Below are 18,766 nucleotides of genomic sequence, written 5' to 3'. Positions count from 1 at the left end.
AGACGGCGTCCTGAGCTGGCTTTTTGCGTTGATCATAAGTTCCTGTGAAGCAGTGCTGCCCTGGGGTTTTTACGTTTTTACTGAGTGGCGGATCGACAGCGCCGGGGCTAAGTTTTCCTCGGTCGTCGGGATGGTTCGTGGTTGCCCGCTTTGCGGACGGTGCCTCCCCGGAACGACATCGCGAACCCGAGAGAGGCCCCAATGCTTCAGGAGTTCTGGCACAACTTCACGCACAACCTGTTCAAACCGCTGCTGTTGTTCTTCTACTTCGGGTTCCTGATTCCAATCCTGAAGGTGCGGTTCGAGTTTCCCTATGTGATTTATCAGGGCCTGACCATGTACCTGTTGCTGGCTATCGGCTGGCACGGCGGTGAAGAGCTGGCCAAGATCAGCCAATCCAGCATCGGGGTCATCGTCGGATTCATGGCGGTGGGATTCGCGCTGAACTTCCTGATCGGCGGTTTCGCCTACTTCCTGTTGGGCTGGATGACCAAGCTGCGACGAATAGACAAGGCCACCGTCGCCGGCTACTACGGGTCGGACTCGGCGGGCACGTTCGCCACCTGTGTGGCCGTCCTGACCGCCGTCGGCATCGCCTTCAACGCGTACATGCCCGTCATGCTGGCCGTCATGGAGATTCCCGGCTGCCTGGTGGCGCTGTACCTGGTCGCCCGCCTGCGGCACCGGGGCATGGACGCGGCCGGCAACATGGAAGACGAGCCCGGGTACACGCCGGTCAAGGTCGGGGTCGGCCCCGGCACCGCCGCGCGACCCCCGCAGGGCGGGAGCCTGGATGGCGAGCGCTCGCTGGCGGTCGAAGACGAAATCGAGCTTTCGCTGGAAAAGGGCGAGCGCACTGAGGAACTCGACGTCAGCCCGCCGATCGCCAAGGCCGGCAAGAAGCCCTCGCTCTTCTCCCGCGAGCTGTTCCAGGAAGTGTTCCTCAACCCTGGGCTGGTGCTGCTGATCGGCGGCATCATCATCGGCCTGATCAGTGGTCTGCAGGGGCAGAAGGTGGTTGCCGACGACGACAAGTTCTTCGTTATGGCATTCCAGGGTGTGCTGTGTCTGTTCCTGCTGGAGATGGGCATGACGGCATCGCGCAAGCTGCGCGACCTGAGAACAGCGGGCCCCGGCTTCATCGCCTTCGCGCTGATCGCCCCGAATATCTTTGCGACGCTTGGCATCTTCGTCTCCTGCGTCTACGCCTCGCTGACCCACACCGATTTCAAGTCGGGGACCTACGTGCTGTTCGCGGTTCTCTGCGGCGCGGCGTCCTACATCGCCGTTCCCGCGGTCCAGCGCCTGGCCATCCCCGAGGCGAGCCCGACGCTACCGCTGGCGGCATCGTTGGGTCTGACGTTCTCCTACAACGTCACCATCGGAATCCCGCTCTACATCGAGATTGCGCGGGTTTTCGAGCGGTGGTTCGGCGTCTGACACCCCAGGCCGTCATCCCAGCAGCGTTCGCACCACCGCGTCGGCCAGCAGCCGTCCGCGCGCGGTGAGGACCAGCCTGTCGCCGGCGGGCTCCAACAAGCCCTCGGCGACCACGGTTTCGGCGCGTTCGCGCTCGGCTTCGCCCAGGCTGGTCAGCGGAAGCCCTTGGCGCAGGCGGATTTTCAGCAGTACGTCTTCGGTGTGCAGGGTGTCGGCATCCAGCTGCTCGAAACCTGCCACCGGCAGCGTGGCTTGAGTTCCAGGGGCCAACATCTCCGCATAGGTGTTGGGGTGCTTGACATTCCACCATCGCGTGGTGCCGACGTAGCCGTGCGCCCCCGGACCAGCCCCCCACCACTGGCCGCCATCCCAATAGCCGAGGTTGTGCCGGCATTCACCGCCCGGCCGCGACCAGTTGGACACCTCGTACCACGTCATCCCGGCCCCGGACAGCTGAGCGTCGAGCAATTCGTAACGATGCGCCAGCACATCGTCATCGGGAGCGCTGAGCTCACCTTGGCGAACCCGGCGGGCCAGCGCGGTGCCGTCCTCGACGACGAGGGCATAGGCCGACACATGATCGACACCACTGTCCAGCGCCGCGTCGACGGAGCGCGCGACGTCGTCGTCGGATTCGCCTGGGGTGCCATAGATCAGGTCGAGGCTGACGTGTTCGAAGCCCGCGGCCATCGCCTCGCGGGCGGCGGCCGCCGATCGGCCCGGTGAGTGGACCCGGTCCAGGGTGGCCAGCACCCGGGGCGCCACCGACTGCATGCCGAGGGACACCCGCGTGTACCCGGCGGCACGGATCGCGTCGAAGAATTCCGGCCAGGTCGACTCGGGGTTGGCTTCGGTGGTGATCTCGGCGTCGGGCGCCAGCACGAAGTGTTCGCGCAGCATGTTCAGCAATGTCGCCAGGCGCTCACCACCGAGCAGCGACGGCGTCCCTCCCCCGACGAACACGGTGTTCACCGTCGGTGCGTCCAGCCGTGCGGCGGCCAGCTGCAGCTCCGTGTGTAGTGCCTGCAGCCACCCGTCCGGATTGACACCGCCCAGCTCAGCCGGGGTGTAGGTGTTGAAATCGCAGTACCCGCACCGAGTGATGCAGAACGGGACATGCACGTAGATGCCGAACGGTTGCCCGCGACTCGGCTGTAGGCCGGGTAGGTCCACCGGCGCCTCGCGAACGGCCATGCCAAATCATCGCACGGTTGGCCGCCGTCCTCTCAGCCGATTCTGGGGTTTGTGTGTCTAATAACCCAGCTTTATGGCGTAATTTAGATCATCGTGAGAAGAAGTTTGACCTGGTTGCATCGCCGCTTACGATCCATGGCACAATGGGGCCGTGACCGTCGCCAGCCCCCACGTGAGCATCGCCTTGGTGGCGCGGCGGCATATCGATCTCAAGCGTGTCTGCAGCTGTAGCTGTCTGTCTTGATGTCGTAGACCCGCCCACCTACACGTCCAGGATGGCGCCGGATCTGCCCCCACCGAAGAACACCGGTGAGCTGCGCCTCCACGCCTGCAACGAGTTTTGCGAAGGAGATCCTTTCAATGACCACAGCCCGTCCCGCGAAGACCCGTAGTGAGGGCCAGTGGGCGCTGGGAGATCGTGAGCCGCTGAACCCCAACGAGGAGTTCAAGCAGGCCGGCCCGCCGCTCGAGGTGCGGGAACGTATCGAAAACGTCTACGCAAAAGAGGGCTTCGACAGCATCGAGAAAAACGACCTGCGCGGCCGCATGCGCTGGTGGGGCCTGTACACCCAGCGCGAACAGGGTTACGACGGCAGCTGGACCGGCGACGAGAACATGGACAAGCTCGAGGCCAAATACTTCATGCTGCGGGTGCGCTGCGACGGCGGCGCGCTGTCGGCCGCCGCCCTGCGCACGCTGGGCGAGATATCGATCGAGTTCGCCCGCGACACCGCGGACATCTCCGATCGCGAGAACGTGCAATACCACTGGATCGAGGTGGAGAACGTCCCCGAGATCTGGCGTCGCCTGGACGCGGTCGGGCTGCAGACCGCCGAGGCGTGCGGCGACTGCCCCCGCGTCATCCTGGGCTCGCCGCTGGCCGGTGAATCGCTGGACGAGGTGCTCGACCCGACCTGGGCGATCGACGAGATCGTGCGCCGCTACATCGGCAAGCCCGAGTTCGCCGACCTGCCGCGCAAGTTCAAGACCGCCATCTCGGGTCTGCAGGACGTGGTGCACGAGGTCAACGACGTCTCCTTCATCGGCGTCAACCATCCCGAACACGGGCCCGGCCTGGACCTGTGGGTGGGCGGCGGCCTGTCCACCAACCCGATGCTGGGCCAGCGGGTCGGCGCGTGGGTTCCGCTCGACGAGGTGCCCGAGGTCTGGGCGGCCGTGGTGTCGATATTCCGCGACTACGGCTACCGCCGGCTGCGGGCCAAGGCGCGGCTGAAGTTCCTGATCAAGGACTGGGGTGTCGAGAAATTCCGGGAAGTCCTGGAAACCGAATACCTCAAGCGTCCGCTCATCGACGGCCCGGCGCCCGAGCCGGTCACGCATCCGATCGACCACGTCGGGGTGCAACGACTCAAGAACGGGCTCAACGCCGTCGGGGTCGCTCCGATCGCGGGGCGGGTGTCCGGCACCGTCCTGGCGGCGGTGGCCGACTTGGCCGAGCAGTCCGGGTCCGACCGCATCCGGTTCACCCCCTACCAGAAGCTGGTCATCCTCGACATCGCCGACGACAAGCTCGACGACCTCATCGCCGGCCTCGAGGCGCTGGGGTTGCAGTCGCGGCCTTCGCATTGGCGTCGAAACCTGATGGCGTGCACCGGCATTGAGTTCTGCAAGCTGTCCTTCGCCGAAACCCGGGTGCGGGCACAGTCGTTGGTGCCGGAGCTGGAGCGCCGTCTCGACGACATCAACTCGCGCCTGGACGTGCCGATCACCGTCAACATCAACGGCTGCCCCAACTCATGTGCGCGAATTCAGATCGCCGATATCGGTTTCAAGGGCCAGATGGTCGACGACGGTGAGGGCAACTCGGTCGAGGGCTTCCAGGTGCACCTGGGCGGTAGCCTCGGCCTGGACAGCGGCTTCGGCCGAAAACTGCGCCAGCACAAGGTGACCAGCGACGAGCTGGGCGATTACATCGACCGGGTGGTGCGCAATTTCGTCAAACACCGCACCGCCGGGGAGCGATTCGCGCAGTGGGCGGTTCGCGCCGAGGAAGGAGACCTTCGATGAGTGAGGCGACCAAGCCGAGCGAAGACGAACTCCGCGAGTTGGCCGCCCGCGGCGCCGCCGAACTCGAGGGCGCCGGCGCCGCGGACCTGCTGCGCTGGACAGAGGAGAACTTCGGCGGCGTCAACGGGCCGCGCGGTGGGGCGACCTGCAACTACGTGGTGGCTTCCAACATGCAAGACGCGGTGCTGGTGGATCTGGCCGCCAAGGTGCGGCCGGGCGTTCCGGTGTTGTTTCTGGACACCGGTTATCACTTCGTCGAGACGATCGGTACCCGTGACGCGGTCGAATCGGTCTACGACATCCGGGTGCTCAACCTCACCGCCGAGCACAGCGTCGCCGAACAAGACAAACTGCTGGGCAAGGACTTGTTCGCGCGTGACCCCGGCGAGTGCTGCCGATTGCGCAAGGTCGTCCCGTTGGGCAAAACACTGAGTGGCTATTCCGCCTGGGTGACCGGAATACGCCGGGTGGAGGCGCCGACCCGTGCCAACGCGCCGCTGGTCAGCTTTGACGAGGCGTTCAAGCTCGTCAAGGTCAACCCGCTGGCGGCGTGGACCGACGACGACATGCAGAACTACATCGACGAGCACGACGTCCTGGTGAATCCGCTTGTCTACGAAGGCTATCCGTCGATCGGGTGTGCGCCCTGCACGGCCAAGCCCATCGAGGGCGCCGACTCGCGCAGCGGGCGCTGGCAGGGCCTGGCCAAGACCGAATGCGGGTTGCACGCGTCGTGACCGCCCTCGTGCTGACCGCGCACGGGAGCAAGGACCCCCGGTCGGTAGCCAATGCCCGGGCCGTCGCGGACCGGGTGGCGTCGCTGCGGCCCGGCCTGGATGTCCGGCTGGCGTTCCTCGAGCGCAGTTCGCCGAGCCTCGCCGATGCGCTGGCGTCGGTTGACGGTCCGGCGGTCGTTACCCCGCTGCTGTTGGCGGACGCGTATCACGCCCGGGTCGACATTCCTCGCCAGATCGCCAATTGCGTTACCGCCGAACAGGTATCGCAAGCGCCTGTGCTCGGTGAGGACGACCGGTTGGTATCGGTGCTACGCCGGCGCGTGACGGAGCTGGGCATCTCGCGTCTCGATGACCGGCTTGGTGTATTGGTGGTGGCGATCGGCACCTCCGACCTTGCGGCGAACGCGCGCACGCGCAGAGTCGCACCGAAGCTGTTGGCCGGCACCTCGTGGGCGGGGGCAACGACCGCGTTCGCCACCCATCAGCAACGATCGCTGACCGAGGCGCTGGGCAGGTTGCGCCGCCAGGGCGCGCGGCGGATTGTCATTGCGCCGTGGTTTCTGGCACCGGGCTTACTGCCCGACCGGGTGCACGCCTTTGCCCGAGGCGCCGGCATCCCGATGGCGCTGCCGCTCGGCGCGCACGATTTGGTGGCCGCGACGGTGCTCGATCGCTTCGACGAGACCGCGGCGGGGCGCGCGGCGGCCTAAGTCACGCCGAAGTCAGGCCGACAAGGTGGCCGAGACGGCCCCGTCAAGGGCGATCGGCGGCACCCGGGTGGCCCGCACGTACACGGTGTCGCCGTCCCGCAACGCCAGCGCCTCGGCGTCACCCCTGGTGATCTGCGCGATGAACGGGCCTCCGGTGGCCGCGTTGGTCAGCTCCACCCGCACCTCGAAACCAAGTGCCACCACCCGGTCTACGACGGCACGCACCACCCCGACGGATTCGGCGGTGCCGTCCCCGCCGGCGACCGCCATGTCCGGGTTGCGGCCGACCCGGATGTCGTGCGGGCGCACCAGGGCGCCGTTCAGCGTCGAGACCGCACCCAGGAACGACATCACGAACGGGTTGGCCGGGGAGTCGTATACATCGGTCGGGGACCCCACCTGTTCGATGCGGCCCTTGTTGAGCACCGCGATGCGGTCGGCCACATCCAGCGCCTCGGACTGGTCGTGCGTTACCAACACCGTGGTGACATGCACCTCGTCGTGCAGGCGGCGCAACCAGGCCCGCAGATCCTCGCGCACCTTGGCGTCCAGCGCGCCGAACGGCTCGTCGAGCAACAGCACCTGCGGGTCGACCGCCAGCGCGCGGGCCAGCGCCATCCGCTGCCGTTGACCGCCGGAGAGCTGATTGGGATAGCGGGTTTGAAAACCGCTGAGCCCCACCACTTCCAACAGGTTGTCGACCTTCTCCTTGATCTCGGCCTTGGGCCGCTTGCGGATCTTGAGCCCATAGGCGACGTTGTCGCGGACGGTCAGGTGCTTGAACGCCGCGTAGTGCTGAAACACGAATCCGATGCCGCGCCGCTGTGGCGGGACCCCCGTCACGTCGTGACCGCCGATCGTGACGGTCCCGCTGTCCGGATGGTCGAGGCCCGCGATGGTGCGCAACAGCGTCGACTTTCCCGAACCACTGGGGCCCAGCAACGCCGTCAGCGAACCGGTGGGCACGACGAAATCCACATGGTCTAACGCGACGAAGTCGCCGTAACGCTTGTTGGCGTTACGCACGACGATGGCGTGGTCGGTCTCGGTGGCGGTCATATTCGTGTCTCCTTGTTACGCAGCCTTGTTCGCTCGCGCACGGCGAACATCGAGAATCACTTGGACGATCAGAACAGCCACGGCAACCCCCATCAGCAACGTCGATAGCGCGTAGGCGCCGTATTCGGCCCCGCGGTTGTAGCGGTCCGAGACCAGCAGCGTCAGTGTCTGCGACTTCCCGGGGAGGTTGGACGACACGATGATCACTGCCCCGTATTCACCCAGGGTGCGCGCGACCGTCAGCACGATGCCGTAGGTGAGCCCCCACCGGATCGAAGGCAACGTGATACGCCAAAACGTCTGCCACCAACCGGAACCCAGGGTCGCCGCCGCCTGCTCCTGGTCGGTCCCCAACTCGTGCAGCACCGGTTCGACCTCACGCACGACGAACGGCAACGTCACGAAGATACTGGCGATCACAATCCCGGGCAGGCCGAAAATGACCTTCACCCCGAGATCCCTCTCGACAAACCCCAATGCACCGGCAGATCCCCACAGCAGGACCAGTGCGACACCCACGATCACCGGAGAGACGGCGAACGGCAGGTCGACGATGGCCTGCAACACGCCCTTGCCGCGAAACTTGGTGCGCGCCAGCACTAATGCGGTGGGGATACCGAAAATGACGTTCAGCGGTACCACGATGGCGACCACCAGGAGCGAGAGGTTCAGCGCGGAGATCGCGGCCGGGGTGCTGATCCAGTCGTAGAACTGGCCGAAACCCGGTTCGAAGGTCCGCCACAGGATCACGCCTACCGGAACGAGTAGCAGCACAAAGATGTAGCCCAGACCGATAAACCGGGTGAGGTAGCGGACCCAGGGCGACGACGTCACGAGGCGCGCTCCTCTCGCCGGGCGGCGCGGGCACCCACGATGCGCAGGACGAACAGCAGGGCGAACGAAATGAGCAACAGCACAATCGATATCGCCGCGGCCCCAGTGCGGTCATCGTTCTCGATCAGGGTCCGGATCCATTGCGACGACACCTCGGTCTTGCCGGGCACCGCCCCACCGATCAGCACCACCGAGCCGAATTCACCGATGGCCCGCGAGAATGCCAGGCCCGCACCGGACAACAGGGACGGCAGCAGCGACGGCAGGATGACCGAAGTGAAAATCTTTGGGCCGTTGGCACCCAGGGACGCGGCCGCCGCCTCGGTCTCCCGGTCGATTTCCAATAGCACCGGCTGTACGGCGCGCACCACGAACGGCAGCGTGACGAACGCCAACGCCACTGCCACACCCCAGGCGGTGTGCTGCAGGTGCAAGCCCACCGGGCTGTTGTTGCCGTACAGGGCGAGCATTACCAGGCTCGCGACAATTGTGGGCAGCGCGAAGGGCAGGTCGATGACCGCGTCGACCAGCCTTTTGCCAATGAAGTCGTCGCGCACCAGAATCCAGGCGATCAGCAGCCCGAACACGATGTTGATCACCGTGACTCCGGCGCTGATCGTCAGGGTGACCCGGAACGAGTCCACCGCGGCGTGCGAGGTGACCGCAAGCCAGAAGGTGTGCCAGCCACCGCCCGCGGCCTGCCAGGCAATTGCCGCCAAGGGCAGCAGCACGATCACCGAGAGCCAGACCGTCGCCACACCGACCCGCAACGACGTACCGCCCGGCCGGATGAGGGTCCTCGACGGCCGCGGTGCACCCTCATTCGCCGGCTCGTTCAGTTCGGGCCGGATCGCTTCGGGGTTCGTACTTTCGCCCAGAAAAGATCCCGTCATCCGGTGGCCTTTGTGTAGATCTTGGTGATGCTGCCGTTGTTCTTGTCGAACAGCTGCGGGTCCACCGTGGCCCAGCCGCCCAGGTCGGCGATCGTCCACAGTTTCGTCGGCACCGGGAATTGGTTCCGGAAATCGGCGGCGACCGCCGGGTCCACCGGCCGAAAACCGGCCTGCGCCCACAGTTTCTGCGCAGGGGCGGTGTATTGGAAGTTCTTGAAGGCGGTCGCGGCGCCCAGGTTGGGGCTGGTTGTCACTACGGCCACCGGGTTTTCGATTTTGAAGGTCTGTGGCGGGGTGACGTGTTCGACCGGTTTGCCCAACCGTTCGGTGGCGATGGCTTCGTTCTCGTAGCTGATCAACACGTCACCGCTGCCCTGGACGAAAACATCGGTGGCTTCCCGCCCCGATCCGGGACGCAGCTTGACGTGTTCGCGCACCAGCTTGCCAACAAAGTCAATCCCCGCTTGGCTATTGCTGCCGCCGTCGCTTTTGACCGCGTACGGCGCCAGCAGATTCCACTTCGCCGAACCCGAACTCAGCGGGCTGGGGGTGATGACCTCGACATCGGGCCGCAGCAGGTCATCCCAATCCTTAATGTTCTTCGGATTCCCCTTGCGCACCACCAATGTCACGACCGAGCCGAACGGAATCCCCTTGGTGGCGTCGGTGTTCCAGTCCTTGGAAACCTTGCCCGCCTTGACCAATCGCGTGATGTCGGGTTCGACCGAGAAGTTCACCACATCGGCCGGTTTGCCGTCTTGGACACCGCGAGACTGGTCACCGGAAGCTCCGTACGAGGTGATCACCTGCAGGCCCTTGCCCTCGTCGGAGGCGACGAAGGCGGGAATCACCTTGCTCCATCCGGGTTCTGGCGCGGAGTAGGCGACCAGGGTGATGGTGGTGTGCGCATTGGACGGCCCGCCGCCACCAACGACGTCACTGGGGCCGCCCGCGCACGCGGCGACGACGGCGGCGGTCAGCGTGAGCGCGACGACAGGACGCCAGCGCAGGGCGCTGCCGATGTCGTGATGCATTCGCGGCCTTCCGGACTGAGGGATTCTGGTTCCCGTTGCTGCGGAATGGCATGTAAGACGTCAAGGAGAATTCGCTTGCTCCTTACCAGACCACGCACGGGTTGGTAATCAGCGACAACAGTGCACGCAGAGATGACAGTCCAAGACAGCGGATGCCATGTGCATGGCGCGAAGCCTAACAGGAATTCGCTGACCCGCCACCGGGCCACCCGGCAAACAGGCGTGGCTCGATCGTCAGTGCGTCAACAGCCAGGCGACGAGCACCAGCACCACCAGCGAGACGAGCACCAGGGTCACATGTGACCGAGGCATACGGCTTACCCGGCCGCCCCGTCAGCGTGGCGGGCGCGGCGCACCAACGCGATGCCTCGACCGAGGACGGCGTCCAGCAGCACCGCGGTGAAGTAGGCCACGGCCAACACGACGGGCATCACAACCATGGCCTGCAGCACGAACGCGAGCCCGGAAAGCCACAGCTCGTTGCCGTCCCACCAATTGAGAAACCCGTTCATCGTCTTCACACTATTCGTCACGGCCAGCGAAACCAATCTGTGTCAGGATCGGCTGATGCCGACTGCTACCGAGGAAACGACCTGTCTCGTCGCCGGCGGAGGCCCGGCGGGCATGGTGTTAGCCCTGCTCTTGGCCCGTGGCGGCGTGAAAGTCACGGTGATGGAAAAGCACGCAGATTTTCTGCGCGACTTCCGCGGCGACACCGTGCACGCCAGCACTCTGCGGCTGCTTGATGAGCTCGGTCTGGGGCCGCAATTCGCACAGCTCCCGCATCGTCGTCTCATCGAGACCATGCACATGCAGATGCAGGGCCAACCGGTCGATCTCGATTTGTCCCGCCTGCCGGGCGCCCATCAGCACATCGCCCTGGTTCCGCAATGGGACTTCCTCGAGCTGTTGGCCACCGCCGCGGCGGCAGAACCCAGCTTCCGGCTGATGCGCAGCACCGAGGTGACCGGTGTGGTGCGCGAGGGGGACCGCGTCGTCGGCGTCACCTACCGCGAATCGAGCGGCGAAACCAAGCAAATGCGCGCCGCCCTGACCGTGGCGTGTGACGGTCGCGGGTCGACGGTGCGCTCCGCGGTTGGCCTCAAGACGCGTACCTTCGGCGCCCCGATGGACATCTGGTGGTTCCGGTTGCCGCGCCATGCCGACGACCCGAGCGGACTTGCCGGCACCTTCGAGTCCGGCCACGGAATCATCCTGATCGACCGCGGTGACTACTACCAGGTCGCATCGATCATCCCCAAGGGAACCGACGCCGAAATGCGCGCCGAGGGCATCGAATCGTTGCACCGCGTTGTCGTGGGACTGGTGCCCTGGCTCGCCGATCGGGTTGACACGCTGACCTCGTTCGACGACGTGAAACTGCTTGACGTGCAACTCAATCGGCTCCGCCGGTGGTACTCCGACGGCGTGTTGTGCATTGGCGACGCGGCACACGCCATGTCGCCGGTCGGCGGCGTCGGCATCAACTTGGCGGTGGCCGATGCCGTGGCCGCCGCACGCATTCTGGCCGGCCCGCTTCGGGCCGGACGGGTATCGGGTCGCGAACTTGCCCGGGTGCAGGTGCGCCGCTGGATACCCACGGCGATCGTGCAGGGCCTGCAACGGATGATCCACAAGCAGATCATCTCCGGGGTGGTGACCGGACGCGACGCCGGTCTGCCCCGTGGCGCGCAAGTGGCGATCGGGTCGCCCGCCTTGCGGCGACTGGTCGCCTACGTGGTGGCGATCGGTCCGCTCTCGGAACACACGCCGAAGTTCGCCCGGCGCAGCGCGTCATAGACCGGCCGGGGCGTCACCTCGGCAAACTCTGGACGCCGGGCTCCCCGAGAGTTGATGATGGCGGAATGGTCCTGCACGCTGAGCCCGCCGACCGACCCGCCGATGCCGGCCCGAAAGACTTCGGAACTGTCCCGCTGACGGCTCGCGACTCGTCCCTGGCGTCGCCGCTCGACTTCAGCGCACCCGCACCCTTTATCTCCGGCGGCCCGCTGCGCAATCCGTTTCCCCCGATCGCCGATTACGCATTCTTGTCCGACTGGGAGACGACCTGCCTGATCTCCCCCGCCGGCGCAGTGGAGTGGATGTGTGTTCCGCGGCCGGACTCGCCCAGCGTGTTCGGCGCGATGCTGGACCGCAGTGCCGGCCACTTCCGGTTGGGGCCCTACGGCGTCTCGGTGCCGTCGGCCCGCCGCTACCTGCCGGGCAGCCTGATCATGGAGACCACTTGGCAGACCCACACCGGCTGGCTGATCGTGCGCGACGCCCTGGTGATGGGCCCGTGGCACGACATCGAACGCCGATCCAGGACGCACCGCCGCACGCCGATGGACTGGGACGCCGAGCACATCCTGCTGCGCACGGTCCGCTGCGTCAGCGGCACCGTCGAGCTGATGATGAGCTGCGAACCGGCGTTCGACTACCACCGCGACAGCGCCTGCTGGGAGTACTCGGCGAACGCCTACAACGAGGCGACCGCCCGCGCGGGCAGGGCGCCCGACGACCACCCGGCCCTGAAGCTGACGACCAACCTGCGCATCGGGATCGAGGGCCGTGAAGCGCGGGCACGCACCCGCATGAAAGAAGGCGACGACGTGTTCGTCGCGCTGAGTTGGACCAAGCACCCGGCGCCGCAGACGTACGAGGAGGCCGCCGACAAGATGTGGCAAACCACCGAGTGTTGGCGGCAATGGATCAACATCGGCAACTTCCCCGACCACCCTTGGCGGGCCTACCTGCAGCGCAGCGCGCTGACGCTGAAGGGACTGACGTATTCGCCCACCGGTGCGCTCTTGGCCGCGGCCACCACGTCGCTCCCGGAAACACCTGGGGGCCAACGCAATTGGGACTACCGTTACGCCTGGGTGCGTGACTCGACGTTCGCGTTGTGGGGGCTTTACACGCTGGGGCTGGACCGCGAGGCCGACGACTTCTTCGCCTTCATCGCCGACGTGTCCGGCGCCAACAGCAATGAGCGTCATCCGCTGCAGGTGATGTACGGCGTGGGCGGCGAACGCAGCCTGGTCGAAGAGGAGCTCAACCACCTCTCCGGCTACGACCATGCCCGCCCGGTGCGAATCGGCAACGGCGCGTTCGACCAAGTGCAGCATGACATTTGGGGTTCCATCCTGGACTCGTTCTACCTGCACGCCAAGTCACGCGAGCAGGTCCCCGAGACGTTGTGGCCGGTGCTCAAGAAGCAGGTCGAAGAGGCGATCGCGCACTGGCGTGAGCCCGACCGCGGAATCTGGGAGGTTCGCGGGGAGCCCCAGCACTTCACCTCGTCGAAGGTGATGTGCTGGGTGGCGCTGGACCGCGGCTCGAAACTCGCTGAGCGACAAGGCGAGAAGAGCTATGCCCAGCAGTGGCGGGCCGTCGCCGAGGAGATCAAGGCCGACATTCTCAAGCACGGCGTCGACTCCCGCGGCGTGTTGACCCAGCGCTACGGCAGCGACGCGCTGGACGCCTCGCTGCTACTCGTGGTCCTGACCCGATTCCTGCCGCCCGACGATCCGCGGGTACGCAACACGGTGCTGGCGATCGCTAACGAACTCACCGAGGAGGGCCTGGTGCTGCGCTACCGGGTCGAGGAGACCGACGACGGGCTGTCCGGCGAGGAGGGCACTTTCACCATTTGCTCGTTCTGGCTGGTGTCGGCGCTGGTCGAGATCGGCGAGGTAGCCCGCGCCAAGCGGCTGTGTGAGCGACTGCTGTCCTACGCCAGCCCGCTACACCTCTACGCCGAGGAGATCGAGCCACGCACCGGCCGGCACTTGGGCAACTTCCCGCAGGCGTTCACCCATCTGGCGCTGATCAACGCGGTGGTGCACGTGATTCGCGCCGAGGAGGAGTACGACGGGTCCGGCATGTTCCAGCCAGCCAACGCGCCGATGTAGATTGCGCCGATGTAGATGTAGCAGGCCAGCGCTCAGCTCAGCGCGAGCATGGCATGCACAATGTCGATGGCGCTGGTCTTGATGTCCGCGGACCCCTGCGCCGACGGGTCGCCGTTACCGAAAAAGTCCACCGCGACCTCGACGAGATAATTGCCCCGCACGCCGAGAGCGCGGGATACCGGTACCGGCGTCAGGATCGAGTGTTCGGGCGGATGCATCACGACGCTTGCCGCGACAACCGAATCCGCGATGCGTACGTCGGAGATGACGTTGCTGGCGGAGGTAACGGAGGAAACGTTGAGTGTCGTGCTGTCGCATTCCTGCCATTGCGCGGAAAACTTCGCGAACGCCGCGGCGGCGTCCTTGGAACTGGGGAACGACAGCACGCCCTCGTCGACGGAATCCACCCTCACGGAGGAGTGATCGTCGCTCGTCCACATCTCATCGGCGACGTTCTGCACGGGGACGGACTGGTAAGCGATCTTCTGCATCATGAACACGACGCCGACGCACTCGGCGGGAGTGGCCGATTCATAAGCGGTTCCAAACTTTTCGCTGCCGCCGTAGGACGGCGGGGAGAACGGCACACCCTTGAACGGCTGGCCGAGAAGCTTGGTCAGCGCGGCGCCGTCGAGCAAGACCTGTTTGAGGGCCGGACGTGCCGCGCCCGGCGCCGGCCGCGCTGTGCCACTGGCGATGTCGTCGCACCCGCCGACCAGGATCACGGCCGCCAGCGCGGCCATGAGACACCGGCGGCGTCTCACTTCTTACCCTTGTCCCCCGCCGTATCGGTGGACAACGCGGCGACGAATGCTTCCTGTGGTACGTCAACGCGCCCAATGGTTTTCATCCGCTTCTTGCCTTCCTTCTGTTTTTCCAGAAGTTTGCGTTTACGGGTGATGTCACCGCCGTAGCACTTGGACAGCACGTCCTTGCGAATTGCCCGAATGTTCTCGCGGGCAATGATTTTCGATCCGATGGCAGCCTGAATGGGCACCTCGAACTGCTGGCGCGGGATGAGTTCCTTGAGTTTGGTGGTCATCTTGTTGCCGTAGGCCGCGGCCCCGTCCTTGTGCACGATCGCGCTGAACGCATCGACGGCCTCGCCCTGAAGGAGGATGTCGACCTTCACCAGCTGGGCCTCCTGCTCGCCCGCTTCCTCGTAGTCGAGGCTGGCATAGCCGCGGGTGCGCGACTTCAACGAGTCGAAGAAGTCAAAGATGATCTCCCCCAACGGCATTGTGTATCGCAGCTCCACCCGTTCGGGCGACAGGTAATCCATGCCACCCAGCTCGCCGCGGCGTGACTGGCAGAGCTCCATGATGGTGCCGATGAACTCACTGGGCGCGATGACGGTGGTCTTGACGACGGGCTCGTAAATCGTGCGCACCTTGCCTTCTGGCCAATCCGACGGGTTGGTCACCACGATCTCGCTGTCGTCCTCTTTGATCACCCGGTAGACGACGTTCGGCGACGTCGAGATCAGGTCCAGGTCGAATTCACGCTCCAGGCGCTCACGGGTGATCTCCATGTGCAGCAGGCCCAAAAAGCCGCACCGGAAGCCGAAGCCCAGCGCCACCGACGTTTCGGGCTCGTAGGTCAGGGCAGCGTCGTTGAGCTGCAGCTTGTCCAGGGCGTCGCGCAGAACCGGGTAGTCGGAGCCGTCGACGGGATAGAGCCCCGAATAGACCATCGGCCGCGGCTCGCGGTAGCCCGTGAGGGCGTCCTTGGCGCCGTTGCGAGCCGTCGTCACGGTGTCCCCGACCTTGGATTGGCGGACATCCTTCACGCCGGTGATCAGGTAGCCGACCTCGCCGACCCCGAGGCCCACGCTGGGTTTCGGTTCGGGCGAGACGATGCCGACCTCGAGCAGTTCGTGGACGGCGCCGGTGGACATCATCAGGATGCGCTCGCGTGGGGTGATCTTGCCGTCCACCACGCGAACGTAGGTGACCACGCCGCGGTAGATGTCGTAGACGGAGTCGAAAATCATTGCGCGGGTGGGCGCGTCGGCGTCGCCCTGTGGCGGCGGCACCTCAGCCACCACGTGGTCGAGCAGTTCGGCGACACCCGCCCCGGTCTTGCCGGACACCCGCAGCACATCGCCGGGCTCACAGCCGATGATGTGAGCGATCTCGGCCGCGTAGCGCTCCGGGTCGGCGGCGGGCAGGTCGATCTTGTTGAGCACCGGGATGATGTGCAGGTCGCGGTCCAGCGCCAGATAGAGGTTGGCCAGCGTCTGCGCCTCGATGCCCTGCGCGGCGTCGACGAGCAACACCGCGCCCTCACAGGCTTCCAGGGCGCGCGACACCTCGTAGGTGAAGTCGACGTGCCCTGGGGTGTCGATCAGGTGCAACACGTAATCGGTGTCGCCCACCCGCCAGGGCAACCGCACGTTCTGCGCCTTGATCGTGATGCCGCGCTCGCGCTCGATGTCCATCCGGTCCAGGTACTGGGCACGCATGTCCCGGTCCGCGACGACGCCGGTGAGCTGAAGCATCCGGTCCGCCAGCGTGGACTTGCCGTGGTCGATGTGGGCAATGATGCAGAAGTTCCGAATCTGCGCCGGCGGAGTGAAGGTCTTGTCGGCGAAACTGCTGATGGGAATCTCCTGGAAGCGGCGGTTTTCGAACTCTCAGGGTATCCGTGCACGGCCATCAGGACCCAATCCTGGCGGGTCGCTCGCGTCTATGCTGCGAATATGGCGTCGCCCCGGAAATCCCAGTGGAAGACGTTCCAGCGGTTCGCCGAGGACCTGGTCGTCAACAAGGCTCCCCGGCTCATCCGCCACGTGCAGACCTCGCAAATCGTGCTGCGAGAACTCCAGCAAGCCGTAAAGATCACCGCCGACGTCATCGCCGCGGCCACGCCACAGCACGCCGCGATCACCGCGGGCCGACCGGTGACCAGCACCAGCTTTCCCACCGCGCATCGAGCCCGCAAGGTGGTCTACGCGCCGGACCTCGACGGCCGGGCCGATCCCGGGGAGATCGTCTGGACCTGGGTGGTCTACGAAGACGATCCCACCAAGGGCAAAGACCGCCCCGTACTGGTCGTGGGGCGTGATCGCAGCGTCCTGTTGGGGTTGATGGTGTCCAGCCAGGAGCGCCACGAGACCGATCCCGACTGGGTCGGAATCGGTGCCGGGGAATGGGACTACGAACGGCGGCGGAGCTGGGTCCGGCTGGACCGGGTGCTCGACGTTCCCGAGGAGGGAATTCGGCGCGAGGGCGCCGTGCTGGAACGCGAAATCTTCGACGTGGTGGCTGCCCGGCTGCGCGCCGAGTATTCCTGGCGTTAGTCGCCTTGCGCGCCCGACATCGACATGAGCGCGGCGACACGCCGAGGACGGCGTCGCCACCGTCGATTTCGGCAGGATTTCGGCAGGCAAATGGGACCGCGGAGGCGGCCGCGCTCACCCCTGGGTGATGTAGGAGTGCAGCTGCTCCTGCTCGGCTTCGAGTTGCTCCATCCGGGTCTTCACTACGTCGCCGATGCTGACGATGCCGATCAGTTTCTTGCCGTCGAGCACCGGCACGTGACGCACCCGATTGGTGGTCATCAGCACGCTGATGGCGTCGACCGTGTCGGACTTGGTGCAGGTGGCCACCATCGTGGTCATGATCGTGGAAATCGGGCGGTGGAGCACGCTGGCGCCGTGGGCGTGCAGCTGGCGCACGACGTCGCGCTCGGAGACGATGCCGACCACACCCTCGTCGCCGACCACCACCATGGCGCCGATATTTTGTTCGGCGAGGCCGGCCAGCAGCTCCCCGACCGTGGCCTCGGGGTTGATCGTCACTACCGCCGCACCCTTGTTCCGCAAGACGTCCGCGATCCGCATCAAGCCTCCACTCGTTGTGATCTGCTTCACAACAGGCTACGGCTAACTGGCGTGCCGGGAAAGCCACCACGGCAACGCCACGGCCGAAAGGCGCCATACCCCCAGGTCTACCCGCGAACACGGCGCGCCGCTGACGGTGAAATCTTGGCCGGCGGCAGATGTCGGTCGGCCAATCGGCTGCGATCCGGCGGCACCGCTTGGCAGGATCGTGGCCATGATCGAGATCACGTTGCTTGGTACCGGGAGCCCGATACCCGACCCGAATCGCGCCGGGCCCTCGACTCTGGTGCGGGCCGGCGGTCAGGTGTTCCTGGTCGACTGCGGGCGTGGTGTGCTGCAGCGGGCGGCCGCGGTCGGCGTGGGCGCCAGCGGGCTGTCGGCGCTGCTGCTCACCCACTTGCACAGCGACCACATCGCCGAACTCGGCGACCTGTTGATCACGCGCTGGATCACCACCTTCACACCCGACCCCGCACCGCTGCCGATCATCGGGCCGCCCGGCACCGCGGAGACCGTCGACGCGATGCTGAAGGCATTCAGCCACGACATCGGCTACCGGCTGGCCCATCACGACGATCTCAACGCCCCGCCGGCGATCGAGGTCCACGAATACACCGAAGGCCAGGTATGGGACCGCGACGGCGTCTCGATCCGCGTCGCCCCCACCGATCATCGGCCGGTGGCACCCACCATCGGATTCCGGATCGAATCCGGTGGCGCCTCAGCGGTACTCGCCGGGGACACGGTGCCGTGCGCCAGCCTGGACGAGCTGGCGGCGGGGGCAGGTGCGCTGGTGCACACCGTGATTCGCAAAGACATCGTCGCGAACATTCCGCAGCAGCGGCTGCAGGACATCTGCGACTACCACTCGTCCGTAGAGCAAGCGGCGGCGACCGCGGCCCGCGCGGGTGCGGACATCCTGGTGATGACGCACTACGTCCCGGCGCTGGTCCCCGGCCAAGAAGAACAGTGGCGCACCCTGGCCGCCTCGGAATTCGGCGGGCGTATCGAACTCGGCGACGATCTGCACCGCGTCGAAGTCCAGCCGTAGTTATTCCATTGCACTGCAACGACTTCGG

Annotated in this window: 17 protein-coding genes and 1 pseudogene; 9 read left to right on the top strand and 9 right to left on the bottom strand. The window is 65.8% G+C overall.

Annotated elements, in window-relative coordinates; all coding sequences use genetic code 11:
- Nucleotides 1–201 precede the first annotated feature (201 nt).
- Nucleotides 202–1,440, top strand: coding sequence for a sodium-dependent bicarbonate transport family permease (locus tag MNAB215_RS20055; protein ID WP_077080360.1), 1,239 nt, complete (start codon nt 202–204; stop codon nt 1,438–1,440).
- A gap of 12 nt (nt 1,441–1,452) precedes the next feature.
- Here the strand turns inward: MNAB215_RS20055 and hemW are convergent, their stop codons facing one another.
- Nucleotides 1,453–2,634: a radical SAM family heme chaperone HemW gene (gene hemW / locus MNAB215_RS20050; protein ID WP_077080359.1), complete on the bottom strand. Its 1,182-nt coding sequence runs from the start codon at nt 2,632–2,634 to the stop codon at nt 1,453–1,455.
- 151 nt (nt 2,635–2,785) lie between these two features.
- Here hemW and MNAB215_RS30815 point away from each other — a divergent pair, with 151 nt between their 5' ends.
- From MNAB215_RS30815 to MNAB215_RS20035, 4 genes are all read left to right on the top strand, one after another.
- On the top strand, nt 2,786–2,878 hold the full coding sequence (locus MNAB215_RS30815) for an Ms4527A family Cys-rich leader peptide (RefSeq protein WP_425436485.1): 93 nt from the start codon (nt 2,786–2,788) through the stop codon (nt 2,876–2,878).
- Between the two features lie 116 nt (nt 2,879–2,994).
- The gene (locus MNAB215_RS20045; protein WP_077080358.1) at nt 2,995–4,662 is read left to right on the top strand and encodes a nitrite/sulfite reductase; all 1,668 of its coding nucleotides are present in this window, start codon (nt 2,995–2,997) and stop codon (nt 4,660–4,662) included.
- Complete coding sequence (locus MNAB215_RS20040; RefSeq protein WP_077080357.1) at nt 4,659–5,399, top strand: phosphoadenylyl-sulfate reductase; 741 nt, start codon at nt 4,659–4,661, stop codon at nt 5,397–5,399. The genes MNAB215_RS20045 and MNAB215_RS20040 overlap by 4 nt, the downstream gene beginning before the upstream one ends.
- The gene (locus MNAB215_RS20035; RefSeq protein WP_077080356.1) at nt 5,378–6,109 is read left to right on the top strand and encodes a sirohydrochlorin chelatase; all 732 of its coding nucleotides are present in this window, start codon (nt 5,378–5,380) and stop codon (nt 6,107–6,109) included. Before MNAB215_RS20040 ends, MNAB215_RS20035 begins: the two co-directional genes overlap by 22 nt.
- A gap of 12 nt (nt 6,110–6,121) precedes the next feature.
- Here the strand turns inward: MNAB215_RS20035 and MNAB215_RS20030 are convergent, their stop codons facing one another.
- From MNAB215_RS20030 to MNAB215_RS20010, 5 genes are all read right to left on the bottom strand, one after another.
- A complete protein-coding gene (locus MNAB215_RS20030; RefSeq protein ID WP_077080355.1) occupies nt 6,122–7,168 on the bottom strand; it encodes a sulfate/molybdate ABC transporter ATP-binding protein in 1,047 nt (348 codons plus the stop codon).
- Nucleotides 7,169–7,183: 15 nt separating this feature from the next.
- The gene (gene cysW / locus MNAB215_RS20025; RefSeq protein WP_077080354.1) at nt 7,184–8,002 is read right to left on the bottom strand and encodes a sulfate ABC transporter permease subunit CysW; all 819 of its coding nucleotides are present in this window, start codon (nt 8,000–8,002) and stop codon (nt 7,184–7,186) included.
- Nucleotides 7,999–8,895, bottom strand: coding sequence for a sulfate ABC transporter permease subunit CysT (gene cysT, locus MNAB215_RS20020; protein WP_077080353.1), 897 nt, complete (start codon nt 8,893–8,895; stop codon nt 7,999–8,001). The genes cysW and cysT overlap by 4 nt, the downstream gene beginning before the upstream one ends.
- Entirely contained in the window at nt 8,892–9,929 is a 1,038-nt protein-coding gene (locus MNAB215_RS20015; protein WP_077080352.1) for a sulfate ABC transporter substrate-binding protein, read from the bottom strand. Before MNAB215_RS20015 ends, cysT begins: the two co-directional genes overlap by 4 nt.
- A 317-nt stretch (nt 9,930–10,246) precedes the next feature.
- Nucleotides 10,247–10,441 (bottom strand): hypothetical protein, encoded by a 195-nt coding sequence (locus MNAB215_RS20010; RefSeq protein ID WP_077080351.1) that lies wholly within the window; start codon nt 10,439–10,441, stop codon nt 10,247–10,249.
- Between the two features lie 55 nt (nt 10,442–10,496).
- Here MNAB215_RS20010 and MNAB215_RS20005 point away from each other — a divergent pair, with 55 nt between their 5' ends.
- Nucleotides 10,497–11,729 carry an FAD-dependent oxidoreductase gene (locus tag MNAB215_RS20005; protein WP_077082177.1) on the top strand — a complete coding sequence of 411 codons (1,233 nt, stop codon included), beginning with the start codon at nt 10,497–10,499 and terminating at the stop codon, nt 11,727–11,729.
- 65 nt (nt 11,730–11,794) lie between these two features.
- Nucleotides 11,795–13,843 (top strand): glycoside hydrolase family 15 protein, encoded by a 2,049-nt coding sequence (locus MNAB215_RS20000; protein WP_077080350.1) that lies wholly within the window; start codon nt 11,795–11,797, stop codon nt 13,841–13,843.
- A 32-nt stretch (nt 13,844–13,875) separates the two neighbouring features.
- Here the strand turns inward: MNAB215_RS20000 and MNAB215_RS19995 are convergent, their stop codons facing one another.
- Both MNAB215_RS19995 and lepA read right to left on the bottom strand, forming a co-directional pair.
- Complete coding sequence (locus MNAB215_RS19995; protein WP_077080349.1) at nt 13,876–14,586, bottom strand: sensor domain-containing protein; 711 nt, start codon at nt 14,584–14,586, stop codon at nt 13,876–13,878.
- 17 nt (nt 14,587–14,603) lie between these two features.
- Nucleotides 14,604–16,482 (bottom strand): annotated as a pseudogene (gene lepA, locus MNAB215_RS19990) (translation elongation factor 4).
- Nucleotides 16,483–16,544: 62 nt separating this feature from the next.
- On the opposite strand from lepA, the gene MNAB215_RS19985 reads away from it, so the two are divergent.
- Nucleotides 16,545–17,144, top strand: coding sequence for a type II toxin-antitoxin system PemK/MazF family toxin (locus MNAB215_RS19985; RefSeq protein ID WP_077080347.1), 600 nt, complete (start codon nt 16,545–16,547; stop codon nt 17,142–17,144).
- A 114-nt stretch (nt 17,145–17,258) separates the two neighbouring features.
- Here the strand turns inward: MNAB215_RS19985 and MNAB215_RS19980 are convergent, their stop codons facing one another.
- Nucleotides 17,259–17,687, bottom strand: a complete 429-nt coding sequence (locus MNAB215_RS19980) for a CBS domain-containing protein (protein ID WP_077080346.1) — start codon at nt 17,685–17,687, stop codon at nt 17,259–17,261.
- Between the two features lie 214 nt (nt 17,688–17,901).
- On the opposite strand from MNAB215_RS19980, the gene MNAB215_RS19975 reads away from it, so the two are divergent.
- Complete coding sequence (locus tag MNAB215_RS19975) at nt 17,902–18,738, top strand: ribonuclease Z (RefSeq protein ID WP_077082176.1); 837 nt, start codon at nt 17,902–17,904, stop codon at nt 18,736–18,738.
- The last annotated feature ends 28 nt before the right edge of the window (nt 18,739–18,766 follow it).

Source organism: Mycobacterium numidiamassiliense, assembly GCF_900157365.1.
Taxonomy (GTDB): domain Bacteria; phylum Actinomycetota; class Actinomycetes; order Mycobacteriales; family Mycobacteriaceae; genus Mycobacterium; species Mycobacterium numidiamassiliense.
The sequence above is the reverse complement of the archived record's forward strand: the minus strand, read 5'-3'. Positions and strand labels throughout refer to the sequence as shown.

What these genes read in the sequence shown, in the direction of transcription:
- MNAB215_RS20055 (WP_077080360.1), top strand. Translation starts at nt 202, where the DNA reads ATGCTTCAGGAGTTCTGGCACAACTTCACGCACAACCTGTTCAAACCG.
- hemW (WP_077080359.1), bottom strand. Translation starts at nt 2,634, where the DNA reads ATGGCCGTTCGCGAGGCGCCGGTGGACCTACCCGGCCTACAGCCGAGT.
- MNAB215_RS20045 (WP_077080358.1), top strand. Translation starts at nt 2,995, where the DNA reads ATGACCACAGCCCGTCCCGCGAAGACCCGTAGTGAGGGCCAGTGGGCG.
- MNAB215_RS20040 (WP_077080357.1), top strand. Translation starts at nt 4,659, where the DNA reads ATGAGTGAGGCGACCAAGCCGAGCGAAGACGAACTCCGCGAGTTGGCC.
- MNAB215_RS20035 (WP_077080356.1), top strand. Translation starts at nt 5,378, where the DNA reads ATGCGGGTTGCACGCGTCGTGACCGCCCTCGTGCTGACCGCGCACGGG.
- MNAB215_RS20030 (WP_077080355.1), bottom strand. Translation starts at nt 7,168, where the DNA reads ATGACCGCCACCGAGACCGACCACGCCATCGTCGTGCGTAACGCCAAC.
- cysT (WP_077080353.1), bottom strand. Translation starts at nt 8,895, where the DNA reads ATGACGGGATCTTTTCTGGGCGAAAGTACGAACCCCGAAGCGATCCGG.
- MNAB215_RS20015 (WP_077080352.1), bottom strand. Translation starts at nt 9,929, where the DNA reads ATGCATCACGACATCGGCAGCGCCCTGCGCTGGCGTCCTGTCGTCGCG.
- MNAB215_RS20010 (WP_077080351.1), bottom strand. Translation starts at nt 10,441, where the DNA reads ATGAACGGGTTTCTCAATTGGTGGGACGGCAACGAGCTGTGGCTTTCC.
- MNAB215_RS20005 (WP_077082177.1), top strand. Translation starts at nt 10,497, where the DNA reads ATGCCGACTGCTACCGAGGAAACGACCTGTCTCGTCGCCGGCGGAGGC.
- MNAB215_RS20000 (WP_077080350.1), top strand. Translation starts at nt 11,795, where the DNA reads ATGGTCCTGCACGCTGAGCCCGCCGACCGACCCGCCGATGCCGGCCCG.
- MNAB215_RS19995 (WP_077080349.1), bottom strand. Translation starts at nt 14,586, where the DNA reads ATGGCCGCGCTGGCGGCCGTGATCCTGGTCGGCGGGTGCGACGACATC.
- MNAB215_RS19985 (WP_077080347.1), top strand. Translation starts at nt 16,545, where the DNA reads ATGGCGTCGCCCCGGAAATCCCAGTGGAAGACGTTCCAGCGGTTCGCC.
- MNAB215_RS19980 (WP_077080346.1), bottom strand. Translation starts at nt 17,687, where the DNA reads ATGCGGATCGCGGACGTCTTGCGGAACAAGGGTGCGGCGGTAGTGACG.
- MNAB215_RS19975 (WP_077082176.1), top strand. Translation starts at nt 17,902, where the DNA reads ATGATCGAGATCACGTTGCTTGGTACCGGGAGCCCGATACCCGACCCG.